Origin of the sequence: Alloalcanivorax venustensis ISO4 (assembly GCF_015356855.1) — a bacterium.
Taxonomy (GTDB): Bacteria; Pseudomonadota; Gammaproteobacteria; order Pseudomonadales; family Alcanivoracaceae; genus Alloalcanivorax; species Alloalcanivorax venustensis.
Genome location: NZ_ARXR01000004.1, coordinates 130,316 through 148,815, shown reverse-complemented (window position 1 = coordinate 148,815; position 18,500 = coordinate 130,316). Strand labels below are relative to the sequence as shown.

The 18,500-nt window shown below is 65.0% G+C and carries 17 protein-coding genes; 15 read left to right on the top strand and 2 right to left on the bottom strand.

All coding sequences use genetic code 11. From position 1 onward, the window contains the following. Positions 1-147 precede the first annotated feature (147 nt). From ISO4_RS03855 to ISO4_RS03835, 5 genes are all read left to right on the top strand, one after another. Positions 148-507, top strand: coding sequence for a SpoIIAA family protein (locus tag ISO4_RS03855; RefSeq protein ID WP_067606640.1), 360 nt, complete (start codon positions 148-150; stop codon positions 505-507). 217 nt (positions 508-724) lie between these two features. Further along, positions 725-931 (top strand): transcription antiterminator/RNA stability regulator CspE, encoded by a 207-nt coding sequence (gene cspE, locus ISO4_RS03850; protein ID WP_067607036.1) that lies wholly within the window; start codon positions 725-727, stop codon positions 929-931. Between the two features lie 259 nt (positions 932-1,190). Further along, positions 1,191-2,345, top strand: a complete 1,155-nt coding sequence (locus ISO4_RS03845; protein WP_228547896.1) for a TAXI family TRAP transporter solute-binding subunit — start codon at positions 1,191-1,193, stop codon at positions 2,343-2,345. Between the two features lie 75 nt (positions 2,346-2,420). After that, the gene (locus ISO4_RS03840; protein ID WP_255442539.1) at positions 2,421-4,370 is read left to right on the top strand and encodes a TRAP transporter permease; all 1,950 of its coding nucleotides are present in this window, start codon (positions 2,421-2,423) and stop codon (positions 4,368-4,370) included. A gap of 30 nt (positions 4,371-4,400) precedes the next feature. Further along, the gene (locus ISO4_RS03835) at positions 4,401-5,498 is read left to right on the top strand and encodes a histone deacetylase family protein (RefSeq protein ID WP_194855223.1); all 1,098 of its coding nucleotides are present in this window, start codon (positions 4,401-4,403) and stop codon (positions 5,496-5,498) included. Here ISO4_RS03835 and ISO4_RS03830 read toward each other — a convergent pair. Beyond that, positions 5,495-7,468: a hypothetical protein gene (locus ISO4_RS03830; RefSeq protein ID WP_194855222.1), complete on the bottom strand. Its 1,974-nt coding sequence runs from the start codon at positions 7,466-7,468 to the stop codon at positions 5,495-5,497. The two genes, ISO4_RS03835 and ISO4_RS03830, sit on opposite strands and share 4 nt — an antisense overlap. A gap of 212 nt (positions 7,469-7,680) precedes the next feature. Between ISO4_RS03830 and ISO4_RS03825 the strand changes: the two genes are divergently transcribed. After that, positions 7,681-8,910, top strand: coding sequence for an ATP-grasp domain-containing protein (locus tag ISO4_RS03825; RefSeq protein WP_194855221.1), 1,230 nt, complete (start codon positions 7,681-7,683; stop codon positions 8,908-8,910). A 68-nt stretch (positions 8,911-8,978) separates the two neighbouring features. Then, positions 8,979-10,286: a pyridoxal phosphate-dependent aminotransferase gene (locus tag ISO4_RS03820; protein ID WP_194855220.1), complete on the top strand. Its 1,308-nt coding sequence runs from the start codon at positions 8,979-8,981 to the stop codon at positions 10,284-10,286. A gap of 13 nt (positions 10,287-10,299) precedes the next feature. On the opposite strand, the gene ISO4_RS03815 is transcribed toward ISO4_RS03820, so the two are convergent. Then, on the bottom strand, positions 10,300-10,722 hold the full coding sequence (locus tag ISO4_RS03815; RefSeq protein ID WP_194855219.1) for a VOC family protein: 423 nt from the start codon (positions 10,720-10,722) through the stop codon (positions 10,300-10,302). A gap of 190 nt (positions 10,723-10,912) precedes the next feature. On the opposite strand from ISO4_RS03815, the gene ISO4_RS03810 reads away from it, so the two are divergent. The 8 genes from ISO4_RS03810 (at position 10,913) to ISO4_RS03775 (ending at position 18,459) form a co-directional block, all read left to right on the top strand. After that, positions 10,913-12,379: an amidase gene (locus ISO4_RS03810; RefSeq protein WP_194855218.1), complete on the top strand. Its 1,467-nt coding sequence runs from the start codon at positions 10,913-10,915 to the stop codon at positions 12,377-12,379. 166 nt (positions 12,380-12,545) lie between these two features. Next, a complete protein-coding gene (gene dctP, locus ISO4_RS03805) occupies positions 12,546-13,592 on the top strand; it encodes a TRAP transporter substrate-binding protein DctP (RefSeq protein ID WP_194855217.1) in 1,047 nt (348 codons plus the stop codon). Positions 13,593-13,668: 76 nt separating this feature from the next. Further along, positions 13,669-14,256, top strand: a complete 588-nt coding sequence (locus ISO4_RS03800) for a TRAP transporter small permease subunit (protein ID WP_194855216.1) — start codon at positions 13,669-13,671, stop codon at positions 14,254-14,256. Further along, the gene (locus ISO4_RS03795; protein WP_067611650.1) at positions 14,253-15,563 is read left to right on the top strand and encodes a TRAP transporter large permease; all 1,311 of its coding nucleotides are present in this window, start codon (positions 14,253-14,255) and stop codon (positions 15,561-15,563) included. The genes ISO4_RS03800 and ISO4_RS03795 overlap by 4 nt, the downstream gene beginning before the upstream one ends. Positions 15,564-15,772: 209 nt before the next feature. Further along, positions 15,773-16,333: a gamma carbonic anhydrase family protein gene (locus ISO4_RS03790; RefSeq protein WP_194855215.1), complete on the top strand. Its 561-nt coding sequence runs from the start codon at positions 15,773-15,775 to the stop codon at positions 16,331-16,333. 81 nt (positions 16,334-16,414) lie between these two features. Continuing rightward, positions 16,415-16,813, top strand: a complete 399-nt coding sequence (locus ISO4_RS03785; RefSeq protein ID WP_194855214.1) for a YciI family protein — start codon at positions 16,415-16,417, stop codon at positions 16,811-16,813. Then, on the top strand, positions 16,803-18,047 hold the full coding sequence (locus ISO4_RS03780) for an RNA polymerase sigma factor (RefSeq protein ID WP_228547895.1): 1,245 nt from the start codon (positions 16,803-16,805) through the stop codon (positions 18,045-18,047). Before ISO4_RS03785 ends, ISO4_RS03780 begins: the two co-directional genes overlap by 11 nt. A gap of 55 nt (positions 18,048-18,102) precedes the next feature. Next, positions 18,103-18,459 (top strand): YciI family protein, encoded by a 357-nt coding sequence (locus ISO4_RS03775; RefSeq protein WP_142949190.1) that lies wholly within the window; start codon positions 18,103-18,105, stop codon positions 18,457-18,459. The last annotated feature ends 41 nt before the right edge of the window (positions 18,460-18,500 follow it).

Sequence of the window (18,500 nt, the reverse complement as noted above, 5' to 3'; positions counted from 1 at the left end):
TTGCAAGAAACAGGCCTAACCCGTTGACCTATAAGGGGAAATAAAAAGTTTAAAGGAGGGGTTATCAAATCTTATCGGCCCCTCTTGAGAAAGCTTTAGAGCCGCCGCATCTAAACGGGTAAGGCAAGACACAAAAGGAGTGGTGTCATGATGGAATTGATCGAGCTTCAGGAAGACCACATCGTCGGGCTGCGTATCGACGGCAAGGTGGACAACGAGACCTTCGACCGGGTGCTGGCGGAGATAGAGGACCGGCTGACCCGGCACGACAAGATTCGTCTCTATGTGGAGTTGGTGTCCCTGGGCGGCATCGGGCTGGAAGCCCTGTTCAAGGACATGAAGTTCGGCCTCGGCAATTGGCGGCGCTTCGAGCGGGAGGCGGTGGTTTCGGACCGCTCCTGGGTGCACAAAATTGCGTCCGTGACCGACCGGCTGATGCCCTCGGTGGAAGTAAAGGCGTTTCCCCTGGAGGAAAAGAGCGCCGCGCTGGCCTGGGTCCGGGAGTGACCGGGCCCGGCATGCCGGGCGGAGCGAAATAGTTTTGACAGGGGCCGGAAGGCGTGTATCCTTGGTCACAGCTTGAAAGTATGCACGTATTTATGAATCCCTGTTCGATGCCCTACCAGTTAGCGTTCGTCCTGACCTTCATAAGTAACCGTAAGACTTCCAGCACAATCGGCCCCCAGCGGGCTTCCATTACTTTCTGAATGATCAGGAGACTATTATGTCCACTACCACCGGTACCGTTAAGTGGTTCAACGAAGCTAAAGGTTTTGGTTTTATCGAGCAGGAAAACGGCCCTGACGTGTTCGCACACTTCAGCGCTATCCAGGGCTCAGGCTTCAAAACCCTGGCCGAAGGCCAGCGCGTTGAGTTCACTGTAACTCAGGGCCAGAAAGGTCCTCAGGCAGAGAACATCGTCGCCGTATAAAGCGATGTTGAAAGCCGCCCGCGCCTAACCGCGCCGGGCAGGAAAAGCGGGGCCTTCGGGCCCCGCTTTTTTTATGCCCGCTGTTTAGTGCCCAGCCTTTGCCCCGCACTCGAGCGGCGCGCTCTCCGCCAGGATTGTCGACGCGGTCACTTTCCCCTCCTCTCTCCCGGGTATAGGCTCTAACCGAGAACGTTATTGGACGCCTGTTTCGCTATGCGGAATAGCTATCACAACAACAATGCGTAAACGGAGAGCAACCATGACCCTTTTCCAGCGAGGCGCACTCTGTCTGGCCGCCCTGGTGTTGGCCGGCCTGACCCAGGCGGCGGACAATGTGAAGCTGCCCGGCACCATCGCCATGACCGCCTACGGCACCGGCTCCGCCGGCTACACCCAGATGGTGTCGGTGGGCAATCTTCTGCAAAACGAATACGACGTGTCGGTGCGTATTCTCCCCGGCGAAAACGATGTATCCCGTATGACGCCGCTGCGCACCGGCCGGGTGCCGCTGTGTGCCTGTGGTATCGCCAGTTATTACGGTTCGGAAGGCGTGCTGATGTTCGCTGACCGCCAATGGGGGCCGCAGCCGATCCGGGTGATCGCCACCTCAATCGCCAGCTTCGGTCTCGGCGTCGCCGTGGCCGGTGACATCGAAGTGGAAACACCGGCGGACCTCAAGGGCAAGAAAGTCTCCTACATTCGCGGTGACGATGCCCTCAACCTGGGCACCGAGGCGTTTCTGGCGTTCGGCGGGCTCACCTGGGACGACGTGGAGCGGGTTGAATTCCCCGGTTACGGGCGCGCGTTCGACGGCGTGATCGCCGGCCAGAGCGACACCGGATTCACCATGTCGGTGGCGCCGCCGGCGCAACAACTGGCCGCCAGCCCGCGTGGTATTGTCTGGCCGCGGCTCGATCCCGAGAACAAGGAGGGCTGGAAGCGTTTGCAGGCCGTGGCACCCTATTTCCAGCCCCATCAAGTCACCGCCGCCGCCGGCGATTATGGCAAGGACAACCCCTGGGTGGGCGCCAGCTACCCCTATCCGATTCTGGTCGCCAACGCGGATCAGCAAAGCGGTCTGGCGGGCGGTCTTATTAAAGTGCTGATCGAGGATCACGACAAATACAAGGATGCGGCGCCTGGCAACTCCGGCTACGCCCTGGAAAAGCAGAACATGCAGTGGGTAATCCCGTTCCACGATGAAGTGGTGGCCTACTACAAGGAAATCGGCCACTGGACCGATGAGATGCAGGCCCACCAGGACCGTCTGGTGAAACGCCAGCAGGTGCTGCAAAACACCTGGAAGGCCTACACCAGCGACGCGCCGGAGGACGATGAGGCGTTCCGCGAGGGTTGGATGAAGGCCCGCGCCGAGGCGCTGGAAGCCGAGGGCATGAACCCGGTGTTCCGCTAAGTCTGTCCCGCTTCAAGGAGTTCTGCCGTGGATTCTCATCATACGGGTGAGCCAACGGCGAAGCAGGTGTCGGGCGTGCGCGACTTACAGGGCCTCTGGCCCTGGCTGCCGCGCCTGGCGACCCTGGTTCTCACCGTTCTGACCCTCGATTACGTTCTTAACCTGGGCTATTTCAGTCTGGTCACCGCGGTGGAGAGCCAGTTTCTCTACACCGTGGTGGCGCTGATGGTGCCGCTGGTGTTCATCATGTGGCCCGCGTTTTCCGGTGGCGACCGCCGACGGGTGGCCTGGTACGACGTGCTGCTGTTTTTGCTGGCCGTGGGGACCTGCGGCTACTTTGTGTATAACGCCGAGCGCATTCTCGACAACGGCTGGGAATACGCCGCGCCGCAAACCGCCACGGTGATGAGTTTCGTATTGTGGGGGCTGACGGTGGAGGCGGTGCGCCGGGCCGGCGGCTGGCCGCTGGCGTTGATTGTCGGCGTGGCCGGCTGCTACCCGATGGTCGCCGACATCATGCCGGGGCCGATTCAGGGCTTTCCGTCCTCACCGAGCCAGACCGCCATTTACCACGCCATGAGCCGTGAGAGCGTGTTCGGCATTCCGTTGCAGGCGTTCGCCAATCTGGTGATCGGCTTTCTGCTGTTCGGCGTGGCCTTGCAAAAAACCGGCGGCGGGAAGTTCTTTATCAACCTGGCGTTCGCGTTGCTCGGCCATGTGCGCGGCGGGCCCGCCAAGGTATCGATCTTCTCCAGCGGCCTGATGGGCTCCATGAGCGGCAGCGTGATCACCAACGTGCTGACCACCGGGGTGCTCACTATTCCCGCCATGCGCCGGGTCGGTATCGGCCGCTCCTACGCCGCCGGCGTGGAGGCATGCGCTTCCACCGGCGGGGTCCTGATGCCGCCGGTGATGGGCGCCACCGCCTTTGTCATGGCCAGCTTCCTGAATACGCCCTACAGCACCATCGCGCTGGCGGCGGTGGTGCCGTCGCTTTTGTTCTATCTCGGTCTGTTCGTGCAGATCGACGCCTACGCCGCGAAACATGAACTCAAGGGCCTGCCCGAAGAGGAACTGCCGTCACTCAAGCAGACGCTCAAGGAAGGCTGGTACTTTATTTTCGTGTTCGTGTTGCTGATCTGGATGCTGTTCTGGCTGCGCCGTGAAGCGATCGCGCCGTTCTACGCCACCGCGCTGCTGCTGGTGATCAACCAGATTCTGCCGTATCAGCGTTGGGGCTGGCGCGACGTCACCGACTTCTTCTCCAGCGCCGGCAAGCTGTTTGCCGAGTTGATTACCATTCTGGCCGGCGTCGGCTTGTTGGTGGGCGCGCTGTCGGTCACCGGGCTGTCGGGCACCATCGCCAACGACCTGATCTACATCGCCGGCGGCAACCCGCTGGTATTGTTGCTGATGGGCGCGGTGACCAGCTTTATTCTCGGTATCGGCATGACCGTGACCGCCGCCTATATTTTCCTCGCGGTGGCGCTGGCGCCGGCATTGATTCAGGGCGGGGGTATGAATCCGCTGGCCGTGCACCTGTTCATTCTCTACTGGGGCATGCTCAGTTACATCACGCCGCCGGTGGCGTTGGGCGCTTTCGCGGCGGCCACGGTGGCCGGCTCCAAGCCGATGGAAACCGGCCTTAACGCCATGCGTCTGGGCAGTGTGATTTATTTCGTGCCGTTCCTGTTCGTGCTGAACCCGGCGCTGATTCTGCAAGGCGGCTGGCAGGAAATCGCGCTGGTACTGGCGCAGGCCCTGGTCGGTGTGGTGCTGATCGCCAGCGCCATTCAGGGCTATCTGGTGGGCATCGGCAGCTTGTCCACGCAGCGGCTCCTGCAATGGCCGATCCGGTTAATGCTGATCGTCGGCGGGCTGGCGTTCGCCGTGCCCGGCGGCGGCGCCATGCCGCTGGGTCACGGCGCCATGTTCGCGCTCAGCCTGGCGTTGACCGTGCCGGCCCTGGGGCTGGCGCTGTGGATCAATCGCGGGCTCTTGTCGTCCCGCCGGGAACCTGTATAAGGAAAGAAGGTTTTCTCGGACGGGGGCGCCATGATCGGTGACCGTGAAGTGATACTGTTCCAGGATCCGCGCATGCTGGATCACCGGCCCGACCCGGACGCCGCCTTCCTGCCGGGGCGGCTGGACCGCCGGGTGCGGGAAATTCTTTCCGGGCTGGGCGCCAAGTGGAGCTACCCGGAACACCCGGGCCGGCTCACCGCCGTGCTCGATCTGCTCGAGCGTGAGCCGGTGCCGGGCGTCCGTCTGGAAGCCGGGCGCGTGGCCACCCGGGCGGAACTGGCCCGGGTGCACACCACCTCTTACCTGGACGGCATTTACGCCATGCGCGGCGAAAACGCCTGGCTGGACATGGACACCACGGCGGTGTCGCCGGGCAGTGTGGAGGCCGCGGAGGTGGCCGCCGGCACCGCCGTGGCGGCGGTGGAGGCGGTGGTCGCGGGCCGTGCCGCCGGGGCCTTCGCCCTGGTCCGGCCACCGGGCCATCATGCTGAATCCGTGCGCGCCCGCGGCTTCTGTCTCTTCAACAACGTGGCGGTGGCGGCGGCCCATGCCCAGGCGGCCCTCGGCTGCCGGCGCGTGCTGATCGTGGATTGGGATGCGCACCACGGCAACGGCACCCAGGAAATTTTCTGGGCCGACCCGGACGTTCTGTTTTTCGATACCCACCGCGCGGCGCCGTTCTACCCCGGCTCCGGCTCGTTGTCCGAAGTGGGCGGCGGTCTGGGCGAGGGCTACACGGTGAACGTGCCGCTGCCCGGCGGTACCGGCGACATGGCCATGCTCAAGGCGTTCCGGGATATTCTGGTGCCGGCGGCGGACGCTTTCCGGCCGGACCTGGTGCTGGTGTCCGCCGGCTTCGACGCGCACCGCTTTGATCTGGCCATGAACGTCAGCTACGAGGGCTTCGCCTCAATGACCGGCATCGTGCGGGAGATCGCCGACCGCCATTGCGGCGGCCGGCTGGCGATGGTGCTGGAGGGCGGCTACCACACCGAATCCCTGGCCCGCGGCGTGCATGCCTCCCTGGAAGTGATGGCCGGCGCCGACCCGCAGGATCCCTGGGCGCCGGGCATCAACGAAGTGGAAGAGGCCGCCGGGTTCCACCGCGACGCCTTCCGGGAAGACTAGCGCTCCAGCGCCCAGCTGCCCCGCGCCAGCGCTTCCACTTCCGCCACGTCCTCCGCCGGCACGCCGGCGGGGTCGATGTGCTCAAGCGGATCGTAGTGGAAGATGTACAGGCGTGACACGAACTCCGCCACCGGCAGGGACGATTCGCCGAAGCGCTCGCCGCGTCCTTCGGTGGACACCTTCACCCCGTTGCCCAGGTCCTGCCCGGAGTCGTTGTTGGGGTTGTAGAAGTACACCCGCATCACTTCGTCCTGATCCAGCGTCACCCGCTGGATGGTGATGGCGTGCCAACCGACGAAACGGGCGGCGCTGTCGGTCACCGCCAGGCCCACCGGCTGCGGATAGATCAACGGCTGGTTGCCGTTGTGCAGCGGGTGGTAGCAGGCGTAGAAGTAACGCACGAAATCGTCGTAGTGGCTCAGCTTGCCGGTGGGCAGGTCCACCGCCAGCTTGAACCCGCGGCCCACCCACCAGCCGTGGAATTCCGGATTGATCCAGCGGTGCGGGTCGTCGCCCCGGTCCGCGCACAGCGCGCCCATGGCGTGATAGATGCGGTCCAGGTGGGGCACCAGCACCGCCGACACCGCGTCCACGTCCAGCGGTGCGATCGCGGGCGTGGTCAGCGCCAGCTCCTTGGAGGACAGACGCTGGCCCTCGAAGTGCATCACCAGGTCGTCGTCGCGGGTGGCCCAGACGATCATCTGCAGCAGGTAGTCCGGGTCGTTGTAGGCCCACATGGAAATCGCCCGCGCCGACTGGCAGGTGGGGTTGTTGCCCTGGCCGACGCCCAGCGGCAGGCCGAGCACGCCGAGCACGCCGGCGATCAGCTGCACCTTGGCCGGTCGGATGTCGCTCAGTGCCTGGACGATGGCGGCGTCGGCGTTGGCGCTCAGGGTCTGGCCCAGCTGCCGCCACAGCGCCGGCGCCACCGGCGGCGCGAACAGCACGCCGCGCTCCAGCATCAGCGCCAGCCCGTAGGCGGCCTGGGCGGTTTCCGGAAACACCGAGGCGTCGATCAGCGCATAGACCAGATCCTGGTAGCAGAGCAGGGCGTCGCGGCCGGTGGCGCTCAGGCCCAGGGCGGCGCTCACCAGGTCGGTGGATTGGGACACGGCGAAGCGCAGGAACACCGGCTGGTACGCCGACACCAGGCCGGTGTCGTGCATCGCGCGGGCGAAGCCGTTGGCCTCCTGCTGCAGTGCCTGGCTGTCCATGCCCGCCAACCGCTCGGCGTACACCTCCAGGCCCGGGTCCTCCACGGAGGCCTGGGTGGGCCCGAACAGGGCACTCACCAAACGGTCCGCGCCGCGGCTGTTGGACACCGTGATCGCCGGGTTGTACAGGCAGGCGGCGATCTGCGTGATCATCGCCTTGAGGTGGTCCACCCGTACCGGCCGCTGGGCCAGAATCCGCCAGATCTCCTCGATCAGCCGGTCGATGATGTTGTCGTAGCCGATGCGCGACACCAGCAACTGCAGCACGCCGCGTACCGCCACCGCCATGCGGCCCTGGCGCACGCGGATCGCTTCGCCGCCGGTTTCGAACAGCAGATCCAGGTTCAGCGCCAGCACCTGGGCCAGGTAGTGGTGCGCCTGTTCCGCGGACAGCGCGTCGTGGGGCAGCTCGCCCTGGGCCACCGCCAGCAGGCGCAATTCACTGAGGGCTTCCAGGGTGATGTCGTCCGGCGCACCCAGCCGCAGGGTCTGAACGGTGATGTCCGCCTGCAGAATCTCTGGGTTGGCCCAGTCGGTGCCGGAAAATAGGCCCGAATGTTCGATCGCCGTGGCGCGCTGATACAGCTGCTCGGCGCCCTCGGGCTGGCACAACAGGCGGCCGGCCAGTTGAAGGACCTTGCCGGTGTGCAGTGCCTTGGCGAAACGGCTGGCCTGGCTCACCTGTTCCAGGGCCTGGTCGAAGCGTCCCGCCAGGTCCGGTGTGGCGTCGTCGTGCTGCGTATCGCTGGTGCTCATGATATCCCCGGGTCGGGCTCGTTTGCCGCCGGTAGGGCGGCCCGCGTGACACTATACCCCAAGATGAACCCGGAACCCTTGACGCGGCAAGCGCTGCGTTCTGCTACCCTGTAAAAAGGGTCAGCGACCCGGTGTGCAAGGACGCCACGCCGAACCCCGCGGTGGCATGCCGCGCCCCCTCTCTACGGTCGGCCCGAAACAAGGAGATGATCATGACGGCCAAGAAAGATCCGCAAAAAGGTTACGTGGCCCTGCTGGGCTGGAGCCTGAACGCCATCGAAGCACTGGAAAAGTTCGACCGCCGGTTTGTGGTGGTGGCGCCGGACTGGGCCCGCGCGTTCGCCGAAGAGCACGACATTCCCTTCATGAGCTGGGATTTCGAACGGCTCAACGACCGCTCCATGGAAATCGCTGAAAAGCTTCAGGCGGAAGGCGTCGACGTGGCGATCCCGTTGTTCGAGGAGACGGTGGAATGGTCCGGGGCGATCAACTCGGTGCTGATGGACAACCCGCGGCTGTACGGCCAGTCGGTCTTGTTCCGCGACAAAGCCTTGATGAAACGGCGCGCGCAACTGGGTGGCATTCGCGTGGGCATTTTCGAAGAGGCCCACGACCGTGAAGACGTGATCCGCTTTCTCAAGCGGGTGAATCAGACGCTGCTCAAGCTGGACGGCGACCCGAACGATCCGATTCACCTGAAAGCGTTCGACAAGGCCGGCTGTCTCGGCCACCGCGTGATCCGCACACCGGACGAAGTGGATACCATCCCGGACGAAGAATTCCCGGTGTTGATGGAAAGCCACCTGGACGGCTGGGAATTCGCCGTGGAAGCCTGGATCCACGACGGCAAGATCCGCTTTCTGAATATTTCCGAGTACGTGACGCTGGGTTATTCCGTGTTCGTGCCCGCCACCCCGGATCTGGAAAGCTGGCGCCCGCGCATCGAACAGGAAATCGAAAAGCTGATCAAAACCTTCGATCTGAAATCCGGCTTTATCCACCCGGAATACTTCGTCACCAGCGACGGCACCATGTACTTCGGCGAAGTGGCCTATCGCCCGCCGGGCTTCAAGGTGTTCGAGCTGCTGGAAAAGGTTTACGGCTTCAACGCCTACCAGGCCATGGTGCTGGTGTTCGACCCGAAAACCACCGAGCAGGAAATTGTCGATTTCTTCCCCAAAGAAGTGGTCGACGCCAAAGGGCACGCCGGTTGTTTCGGCGTGTACCCGCGCCGCCGCGTGGTCAGCCAACTGGAAATTCCGGAAGAAACTCTGGAGCACCCGTACTTCGATTTCCACGAGCTCACCGCGCCACTGGAAGAAACCGTCACCAAACGCACCGCCTTCGGCACCCACTGGGGCCTGGTGTATTTCCACGGCGACGACCCTTACCAGCTTCGCGATCTGCTCAAGCACCAGGAAGATCTGGATTTCTATATCTAAGCGGTTTCATCCGCGCCTAAAGGCGGTATCGTCGGGGTTTGTGTTTCTTCAGCCAGAAGGCCCCGACGATGACCGCGGAGTTCCACCCCAGCGTTAACCTCAACCTCAATGTCCGTGGCCTGGGGGTGTCCGCCACCCTCGCCATCAACGAACTCAGTAACGAACTGCTTGCCCAGGGGCGCCCGGTGTTCAAGCTCGGGCTGGGGCAGTCGCCGTTTCCGGTGCCGGCCTCCGTGGTCGGCGCCCTGCGCGAGCACGCCGCCGCCAAGGATTACCTGCCGGTGCTGGGGCTGCCGGCCCTGCGCCGGGCCGTGGCCGGCTACTGGCAGCGCTGGCAGGGCGTGTCGTTTTCCCCGGACAACATCATGATCGGCCCCGGTTCCAAGGAGCTGATGTTCATCCTGCAGCTGGTCTATTACGGCGACCTGGTGATCCCCACGCCCAGCTGGGTGTCCTACGCGCCGCAGGCGCGCATCATCGGGCGCCAGGTACACTGGCTGCCGACCACCCGCGCCAACCGCTGGAAGCCCACCGCCGAAGCCCTGGAAAATCTGTGCGCCCGGGATCCGGGCCGGCCGCGTCTGGTGATCCTCAATTCGCCGGCCAACCCCCACGGCTACGGCTTCGACGAACAGGAGCTGCGCGCGCTGGCCGAGGTGGCCCGGCGCCACCGTCTGATTCTGCTCAGCGACGAGATCTACGGCGAGCTGGATTATAGCGGCGCGCACCAGTCCATCTCCCGCTACTACCCGGAGGGCACCATCGTCAGCAGCGGGCTGAGCAAATGGTGCGGCGCCGGTGGCTGGCGGCTGGGCACCTTCGCCTTTCCGGACAACCTGCACTGGTTGCGCCAGGCCATGGCCACGGTGGCCAGCGAAACCTACACCTCGGTGGCGGCGCCGATTCAGCACGCGGCGATCACCGCCTTCCAGGGCGGCACCGAGCTGGAGGACTACCTGTTCCAGTCGCGCCGCATTCTGGCGGCGCTCGCCGGGCATCATGTGGCCGCCCTGCGTGACGCCGGGGTGGAGCTGGAGATGCCCGACGGCGCGTTTTATCTGTTTCCCGACTTCTCGCCGCTGGCGGCGCGGCTGGCCGGCCGTGGCATCCGCGACAGCGGCACGCTGTGCGAGCGGCTGCTGGAAGAGACCGGCGTGGCGACGCTGCCCGGCGAAGCCTTCGGGCGGCCGGCGGAGGAGCTGACCCTGCGGCTGGCGTTCGTCGACTTCGACGGCGAGCAGGCGCTGGCCGCCGCCGCGCGGGAAGCCCGCGATCGCCCCCTGGACGACGCCTTTCTGCGTCGCCATTGCGGCCGCTGTGTCACCGCCGTGGAAAAAATGGCCGCCTGGGTGGTCGGCGAGGCGACACCGCAGTAACCGGCGGCGCCGGCTACCAGGTGCCGGTGTTTTCCATCGACGCCCAGGGTTCACGCGGGGGCAGGGCGTCGCCTTTCTGCAGCAGCTCCACGGAGATCAGATCCGGCGAGCGCACGAACGCCATGTGGCCGTCCCGGGGCGGCCGGTTGATGGTGTAGCCCATGCCTTGCAGGTGCTCGCACAGGGCGTAGATGTCGTCGACGCGGAACGCCAGATGGCCGAAGTTGCGCGCCGAGCCCATGTCCTCCTCCGGGTCCCAGTTCCAGGTCAGTTCCAGCTCCGCGTCCGGGGTCTCCGGGGCGGCCAGGAACACCAGCGTGAAACGCCCGCCGGGCACCTCCTTGCGGCGGTTCTCTTGCAGCCCCAGCCCTTCGCAATAGAAGCGCAACGACACGTCCAGGTCGCTGACGCGCACCATGGTGTGCAGGTATTTCATAGGGATCTCCTTGCCGGCTGTGACGGGAAGCATGGTGCTCCGCCGATTGCGGGTGCACGATTGGAAGCGGATTCTGTCACGGTGCTGGAGCGCTTCGCCAGCGATTGCCGCCCTTCGCCGACTCTGCTAAAAACGAAATCACATTCCAAAATAATGATAGTGGTGCGCTGCGTACCCAAAGGGAGAGCACATGGAATTACACCGTATCGGCGCCTCGGCTCTGGCCCGGCGCATCAAGGACGGCGAAGTCACCGCCGAGGCCGCCCTGGAGCATTTTATAGACCGTATCGAGCGCCTTGACGGCGCCCTGAACGCGGTGGTGGTGCGCCGCTTCGAGCAGGCCCGTGAGCGCGCCCGCGAGGCGGACCGCGCCCTGGCCCGGGGCGAGGACTGGGGCGCGCTGCACGGCGTGCCGATGACCGTCAAGGAGACCTACGAAATCGCCGGCTGGCCCACCACCGCCGGCATCGAGGCGCTGCGCGATCATGTCTCGGAGCGCACCAGCGTGGCGGTGCAGCGGCTGCTGGACGCCGGCGCGGTGATTTTCGGCAAGACCAATGTGCCCGCCTACGCCTCGGACCTGCAGACCTACAACGACATCTACGGCACCACCCGCAACCCCTGGAACCCGGACCTGACGCCGGGCGGTTCTTCCGGTGGCGCGGCGGCGGCGCTGGCCGCCGGCTTCACGCCCCTGGAGCTGGGCAGCGACATCGGCGGTTCGATCCGCACCCCGGCGGCGTTTTGCGGCGTCTGCGGCCTGAAGCCGAGCTTCGGCCTGATCTCCACCCGCGGCCATGTGCCGGGCCCGCCCGGCGCCCTGGCGCGCCGTGATTTGTCCGTGGCCGGCCCGCTGGCCCGGCACGTGGCGGAGCTCGAGCAAGCGCTCACTATTCTCGCCGCCCCGGACGAAGAGGAGGCCACCGCCTGGCGCCTGGAGTTGCCGCCGGCCCGCCACCGGGCGCTGAAGGACTTCCGCGTCGCCACCTGGCTGGACGACCCGCGCTGCCCGGTGGACCGGCCCATCGTCGACGCTCTGGAAGGCCTGAGCGCCCGGCTGGCGGAGCTGGGCGCCTCGGTGGACGCCGGCGCCCGCCCCGACGGCGTGACCCTGGGCGAGGCCCACGATATCTACTACCGGCTGCTCACCGGCACCATGGGCGAAGGCTTGCCCAGCGGTCTCTACGACCAGCTGCGCGAGGCCGCCGGCCAGGCGCCGGCGGACGATCAAAGCTACCGCACCCTGTTCGCCAGGGGCGCCACCCAGTCCCACGCCGACTGGCAGCGCAGTCATGAGCAGCGCAGCGTGATGCGCGCCGCCTGGGCGCGCTTCTTCCAGGACTTCGACGTGATGCTGTGCCCGGTGGTGCAGATCCTGCCGTTCAGCCATCGCCACACGCCGGGGCCGGACCAGCGCACCCTCACCGTGAACGGGGTGGAGCAGCCCTATATGGATATCCTGGTGTGGGTGGGGCTGGCGGGTGCCGTCTATCTGCCCGCCGCCACGGTGCCCATCGGCCTCACCGAGGATGGCCGGCCCCTGGCGGTGCAGGTGATCGGGCCCTATCTGGAGGACCGCACGGTGCTGGCGTTCGCCGCCGCCCTGGAGAGCCTGGTCGAGCCGCTGCCGCAGGCACCGCTGGCGGCGCCGGCGTGAAGGGGTGACACTGAATATACCTTGCGACAAATTGAGGGTGTGGTGCGGCGGAAAGCTGTGCTACATTTCAGATCCTGGTTTCATTTTACGCCCTCGCTATTCCGCTATGCGAAATAACCATGCGGAATTTGTGAGATAAGCAGCACAACAACAACAGGAGTTTTCCATGACTCTGCTCAGCGTATTCCGCAAGCAATTGATGATCGGCGGTTCGGCTCTGGCTTTCGCGACAGCCACGGTCTTCTCTCCCCTGGCCCAGGCCGCGGAGGACACCATCACCTGGAAAGTGCAGTCGCACTGGCCCGGTTCCAGCAGCTCCTACGAGGACAGCCTCAAGCGCATCAAGCGCGTGCTCGAGGAGCGCACCGACGGCAAACTGGAGCTCGAGCTTTACGAAGCCGGCGCTCTGTTCAAGGCCCAGGAGACCTTTAACGCGGTCAGCCGTGGCGTGATTCAGATGGGCACCATCTCCCCGGCGTATGCCCAGGACAAAATGAGCCTGGCCGGTATCGCCTCGGGCCTGCCGTTCGCGTTCCGCAACGTCTGGGAAGCGGCTTACTTCCACAAGAACATGGGCTTTGAAGACATGCTTCGTGAGGAAGCGGCCAAGCACAACGTCTACTACTCCACCGATAAGGTGTACCCCACCGAAATGGTGGTGAAGAAGCCGATCGAAAGCTGGGATGATTTCACTTCCCTGAAGATCCGTTCTTCCGGCGCGCTGCAGAAGTTCCTCAGTGAAGCCGGCGCGGCGGGCACCTACATCCCGGGCGGCGAGCTGTATCAGGCGCTGTCCAGCGGCGTGGTTGACGGTGCGCACTGGGGCGCCGCCCAGGGTGCCGCCAGCATGGGTCTCTACGAAGTGGCCAAGTACCACGTACAGCCGGCTCTGAACATCGCCGGTACCGACGCCTTCATCGTTAGCCAGAAGGCGCTGGACAAGCTGCCCGAAGGCATGGCCAAGATCGTCAAGGATTCGCTCAACGAACAGTTCTGGATTCGCACCAGCGAATACCTCTACAAAGAGCGCATCACGCTGGCCAAGGTAATGGCCGAGCAGGACGTGCAGATCAACACCATGCCCCAGGACGTGCAAGACAAGCTGGCTAAAACCGCCCAGAAAATGTGGGACGAGGAAGCCAAGCGTAGCGACAAGGCCGCCGAAGTGGTTGAGAAGCTGAAAGGCTTCCTGTCCGATCTCGGCTACCTGTAACACCCGAGAGCGCCCCGGGGGAGCCATGCGGCTCCCCCTTTTATTGTCCGACTATTGAGCCCCCCGCGGAGGAATCATGTCCTTCCTGCAGACGCTGATAAACGGGGTGACCCGCCTGAACGACTTTCTTGGCCGCTGGATCGCCCATCTGATCTTCGCCATGACTGCTTTGCTTCTGTTCGAGGTCATTTGCCGTTACCTGTTTGACGCCCCCACGGTCTGGACCACCGAGTTCGCCCAGTTCCTGTTCGCCATCTATTCGATCATGGCGGGCGGTTATGTGATGGCGCACCGGGGTCACGTCAACGTGGACCTGTTGTATTCCCATTTTTCGCCGCGCGTTCAGGCGGTGATCGATGTGTTCACCTCCGTGGTGTTCTACATTTTTATTCTCGCGTTTTTGTATTTCGGTACGTCCATGGCCTGGGAATCCTTCCAGGGCCAGGAAACCACCTATTCCGCCTGGAACCCGCCGGTATGGCCGGTCAAGGCCTTTATCCCGCTGGCGGTGACGCTGGTGTTGCTGCAGGGCACCGTGAAGCTGCTGCGTGACATCGCCGTGGCCATCAACCCGCGGTACGCCGACGTATTGAAAGACGGTCTCGACGACGGTGAAGGTGTCGCCGACAACATCGAAGCCGATGTGAAGGAGCAGCACCGATGAGCATCGAAATGATTACCCTGCTGTTCTTCGGCTCGCTGCTGTTCTTCCTGGTGCTCGGCCTGCCGCTGGCCTTCGTGCTGGGCGGCGTCTCGGTGATCTTCCTGTATTTCACCTGGGGCCCGGACGCCTTCTACATGGTCGCTTCGCAGATATGGAGCACCATGGGCAACTTCACCCTGGTGGCGATACCGCTGTTCGTGTTCATGGCCATGGTGCTGGAACGCACCGGCGTGGCCAAGGACCTCTACCGCATGATGTACCTGTGGTGGGGCGGCCTGCGCGGCGGCCTGGCCATCGGCACCCTGGGTATCTGCGCCATCTTCGCCGCCATGTGCGGCATCTCCGGCGCCGCCGTGGTGGCCATGGGCACCATCGCGCTGCCGTCCATGCTCGAGCGCGGCTACGACAAGCGCATGGTGCTCGGCTGCATCAACACCGGCGGCGGCTGGGGCATTCTGATTCCGCCCAGCATCCTGATGATCCTCTATTCGCTGATCACCGGCGTGTCCGTGGGGCAGATGTTCGCCGCCGGCGTGCTGCCGGGCATCCTGCTGATGGTGCTGACCTGCATCTACATCATCGTGCGCTGCTACTTCCAGCCGCATCTGGCCCCGGCCCTGCCCAAGGACGAGCGCGCCTCCTGGCGGGAAAAAATGCTCGCCCTGCGCGCCGTGATCCTGCCCATCATCATCGTGGTGGTGACCCTGGGCTCGATCATCGCCGGCGTCACCACGCCCACCGAAGCGGCCGCCGTGGGCGTATTCGGCGCGCTGGTGTCGGCGCTGGTGTACCGCAAGTTCTCCTGGGAACTGATGCGCGACGCCTCGATCCGCACCTTCAAGCTCACCGGTATGATCATGTGGATTCTGTTCGCCGCCCACGCGTTCAGTGCCGCCTACCAGAGCATGGGCGCGCAGGAGCTGATCGAAGGCATGATCACCGGCATCCCGGGTGGCCCCTGGGCCGTCATCATCACCATGATGGTGATCGTGTTCTTCCTGGCCATGGTGCTGGACCCGGTCGGCATCATGCTGATCACGCTGCCGGTGTTCCTGCCCATCGTGCAGTCCATGGGCTTCGATCCGGTGTGGTTCGGCATCCTGTTCGTGATCAACATGGAGATCGGCTACATGACGCCACCCTTCGGGTTTAACCTGTTCTATCTGAAGGGCGTGGTGCCGCCGAGTATCACCATGAAGGACATCTATGTGTCGGTGATCCCGTTCGTGCTGGTGGAGATCGTCGGCCTGGCGCTGATCATGATCTTCCCGGAGATCGCGACCTATCTGCCCGACCTGATGTTCTGACCGCGTTTGTGGGAGCGGGCCCGGCCCGCGAAAGGGTGGCCTTAGCCACCCGGCAGGATACCAGAGGCGTTGTTGTTCCTCTTTTCAAGGTCTCTGGAATCCTGCCGGGCGCTCCGCGCCCTTTCGCTTGCAGGCAAGCTCCCACAAACCTACCCGCCGTAGCACCCGTTTGCCATACTCCCGGAACAATAAAAACTCGGGAGAGAGAAGTGGGCTACATCGACCTCCAGGCGCGCACCGACCAGGCCGCCTATATCCATGAGTCCGCCTGGCTGTACGGCGACATCGAACTGGCGGAAGGCGCCTCGGTGTGGATCAACGCCGCGCTGCGCGCCGAGCTCTATGACATCCGCATCGGCCGCTACACCAACCTGCAGGATTTCGTCATGGTGCACATCGGCAACCACACCGGCACGCGCATCGGCGATTACTGCTCGATCACCCACCATGTGACGCTGCACGGCTGCACCATCGGCGACAACTGCCTGGTGGGTATCAACAGCACCATCATGGACGGCTGCGTGATCGGCGATAACTGCATCATCGCCGGTCATACTTTTCTGAAAGAGGGCACCGAGATTCCCGACAACGCCATTGTCATGGGCGCGCCGGGCCGGGTGGTGAAAACCCGCGACTGCGGCGAGCCCAACCGGATCAACGCGCTCGCTTACTATAAGAACGCGCTGGCTTACCAGCGGGGCGATTTTCGTGCCTGGGCGCAACCGGATTTCTTCCAGCAACTGCGCCGGGAGGTGGGCGAGGCGGAGTGATCCCGGCGCTGTCGAAACGCCGTCCGCCGGTTCGACTGTGGAGTATCGATGCCCAATGGCGTTTGCTCCCGGAGAATCGAGATGGATTATATTTGCCTGGTGTACGTGGATGAGAACCGGTTGGCGTCACTGCCGCGCGCCGAGCGGGATACTCTGCTGGCGAAGACCTGCGACTACCGGCAAGCCCTGATCACCGAGCAGCACTATCAGTGGGGCCAGTGGTTGCCGTCAGCGCGGTTGGCGACCACCCTGCGCCACCGCGACGGCGGCCTGCGGTTGCGCGACGGCGCCGCCGTTCCCGGGGACCGGCAACTGGCGCTGGTGGTGCTGCTGCGCGCCCGCGACCTGGACCAGGCGTTGCGGCTGGCCGCCGGCCTGCCGCTGGTGCGGCTGGGCTGCGTGGAGGTGCGCCCGCTCAGCGAGCCGGCGCCCTGGAGTCGCCAGGGGGACGCTCAAGGGAGGGAAGCGTTTGTCGATTAGCCGTCATATCGAAGCCCTGTACCGGGAGGAATCGCGCCGCGTGCTGGCCACGCTGATCCGCCTGCTGGGCGATTTCGACCTGGCCGAGGAGGCGTTGCAGGACGCGTTCGCGGCGGCGGTCACCCAATGGCCGGTGGACGGGCTGCCCGACAACCCGCGCGCCTGGCTGATCAGTGCCGGGCGCTTTAAAGCCATCGACCGGCTGCGCCGCCGCGCCCGCTTCGACGCCTCCCTGGAAGAGCTGGCGCTGCGCTTCGAGCAGGCCACCGAAATGCCGGACCTGGACCTGAGCGTCGAGGACGACCGGTTGCGTTTGATCTTCACCTGCTGCCACCCGGCGCTGTCGGAGCAGGCGCGGGTGGCGCTGACACTGCGCGAAGTCTGCGATCTCACCACCGAGGAGATCGCCAGCGCCTTCCTCACGCCCACGCCCACCGTGGCCCAGCGCATCGTGCGTGCCAAGGCCAAGATCCGTGACGCCGGCATCCCCTACCGGGTGCCTGAGAAAAGCGAGCTGGCGGAGCGGCTCGACAGCGTGCTTCAGGTGATCTACCTGGTGTTCAACGAAGGCTACTTCCCGTCGTCCGGTGACGCGCCGACCCGCGCCGATCTGTCCAGCGAGGCCCTGCGGCTGGGCCGTCTGCTGCTGTCCTTGCTGCCGGAGCCGGAAGTGGCCGGCCTGCTGGCGCTGATGCTGCTCACCGAGGCGCGCCGGGCGGCGCGCACCGACGCCGCCGGCGACCCGGTGCTGCTGGACGACCAGGACCGGACGCTGTGGGACCGGGTCTTGATCGCCGAGGGCGAGAAACTGGTGGAGCAGGCGCTGCGTTCGCGTCGCTTCGGGCCCTACAGCCTGCAGGCGGCGATCGCCGCCGTGCACGCCGAGGCGGCCCGTCCCGAGGACACCGACTGGGAACAGATCGTGGGGCTCTACGACGTGCTGCTGCGCGCCGCGCCGTCGCCGGTGGTGGCGCTCAACCGGGCGGTGGCGGTGGCCATGCGCGACGGCCCCGAGGCCGGGCTGGCGCTGATCGACGGACTGCTCGCCGACGGCGGCCTGGACGGCTACTACCTGGCCCGGGCCGCGCGGGCGGACCTTTGTCGCCGTGCCGGCCACATCGAAGAGGCCCGCGCTGGCTACCGCGAGGCGCTGGCGCTGTGCCAGCAGGGCGCCCAGCGCGCCTTCCTGGAAAAGCGGCTGGCGGCGCTGGATGTTGAATCCGCCGCCCGCTGAACGACCAGGGATAATCCACCCATCAATAAGGCCGATAAGGCCAAGGAGAGTACCGATGAAATACCTGTGTCTGGTGTACGCCGAGGAAGCCTCGCTGCACAGCCTGCCCGACAGTCCCGAGGACGACGAATGCCAGGCCTACGCGGACTCGCTGGCGGAAAGCGGCCACATGCTCGGCGGCGAACCCCTGGAGCCGGTCCGCAGCGCGGTTACGGTGCGGGTGCGTGACGGCAAGACGTCGGTCACCGACGGTCCCTTCGCGGAGACCAAGGAACAGCTCACCGGCTTTTACCTGGTCGACGCCCGCGATTTGAACGAGGCCATCCGCATCGCTGAGAACATTCCCCCGGCCCGGGTCGGCAGTATCGAAGTGCGGCCGGTCAGAGAGCTTCAGGTGAACGGGGAAGGGTAAACGGAGAAGGTAAGGAAGACGCCGCGCCCCAGGGGGCGCGG

What these genes read in the sequence shown, in the direction of transcription:
- ISO4_RS03855 (WP_067606640.1), top strand. Translation starts at nt 148, where the DNA reads ATGATGGAATTGATCGAGCTTCAGGAAGACCACATCGTCGGGCTGCGT.
- cspE (WP_067607036.1), top strand. Translation starts at nt 725, where the DNA reads ATGTCCACTACCACCGGTACCGTTAAGTGGTTCAACGAAGCTAAAGGT.
- ISO4_RS03845 (WP_228547896.1), top strand. Translation starts at nt 1,191, where the DNA reads ATGACCCTTTTCCAGCGAGGCGCACTCTGTCTGGCCGCCCTGGTGTTG.
- ISO4_RS03835 (WP_194855223.1), top strand. Translation starts at nt 4,401, where the DNA reads ATGATCGGTGACCGTGAAGTGATACTGTTCCAGGATCCGCGCATGCTG.
- ISO4_RS03830 (WP_194855222.1), bottom strand. Translation starts at nt 7,468, where the DNA reads ATGAGCACCAGCGATACGCAGCACGACGACGCCACACCGGACCTGGCG.
- ISO4_RS03825 (WP_194855221.1), top strand. Translation starts at nt 7,681, where the DNA reads ATGACGGCCAAGAAAGATCCGCAAAAAGGTTACGTGGCCCTGCTGGGC.
- ISO4_RS03820 (WP_194855220.1), top strand. Translation starts at nt 8,979, where the DNA reads ATGACCGCGGAGTTCCACCCCAGCGTTAACCTCAACCTCAATGTCCGT.
- ISO4_RS03815 (WP_194855219.1), bottom strand. Translation starts at nt 10,722, where the DNA reads ATGAAATACCTGCACACCATGGTGCGCGTCAGCGACCTGGACGTGTCG.
- ISO4_RS03810 (WP_194855218.1), top strand. Translation starts at nt 10,913, where the DNA reads ATGGAATTACACCGTATCGGCGCCTCGGCTCTGGCCCGGCGCATCAAG.
- dctP (WP_194855217.1), top strand. Translation starts at nt 12,546, where the DNA reads ATGACTCTGCTCAGCGTATTCCGCAAGCAATTGATGATCGGCGGTTCG.
- ISO4_RS03800 (WP_194855216.1), top strand. Translation starts at nt 13,669, where the DNA reads ATGTCCTTCCTGCAGACGCTGATAAACGGGGTGACCCGCCTGAACGAC.
- ISO4_RS03795 (WP_067611650.1), top strand. Translation starts at nt 14,253, where the DNA reads ATGAGCATCGAAATGATTACCCTGCTGTTCTTCGGCTCGCTGCTGTTC.
- ISO4_RS03785 (WP_194855214.1), top strand. Translation starts at nt 16,415, where the DNA reads ATGGATTATATTTGCCTGGTGTACGTGGATGAGAACCGGTTGGCGTCA.
- ISO4_RS03775 (WP_142949190.1), top strand. Translation starts at nt 18,103, where the DNA reads ATGAAATACCTGTGTCTGGTGTACGCCGAGGAAGCCTCGCTGCACAGC.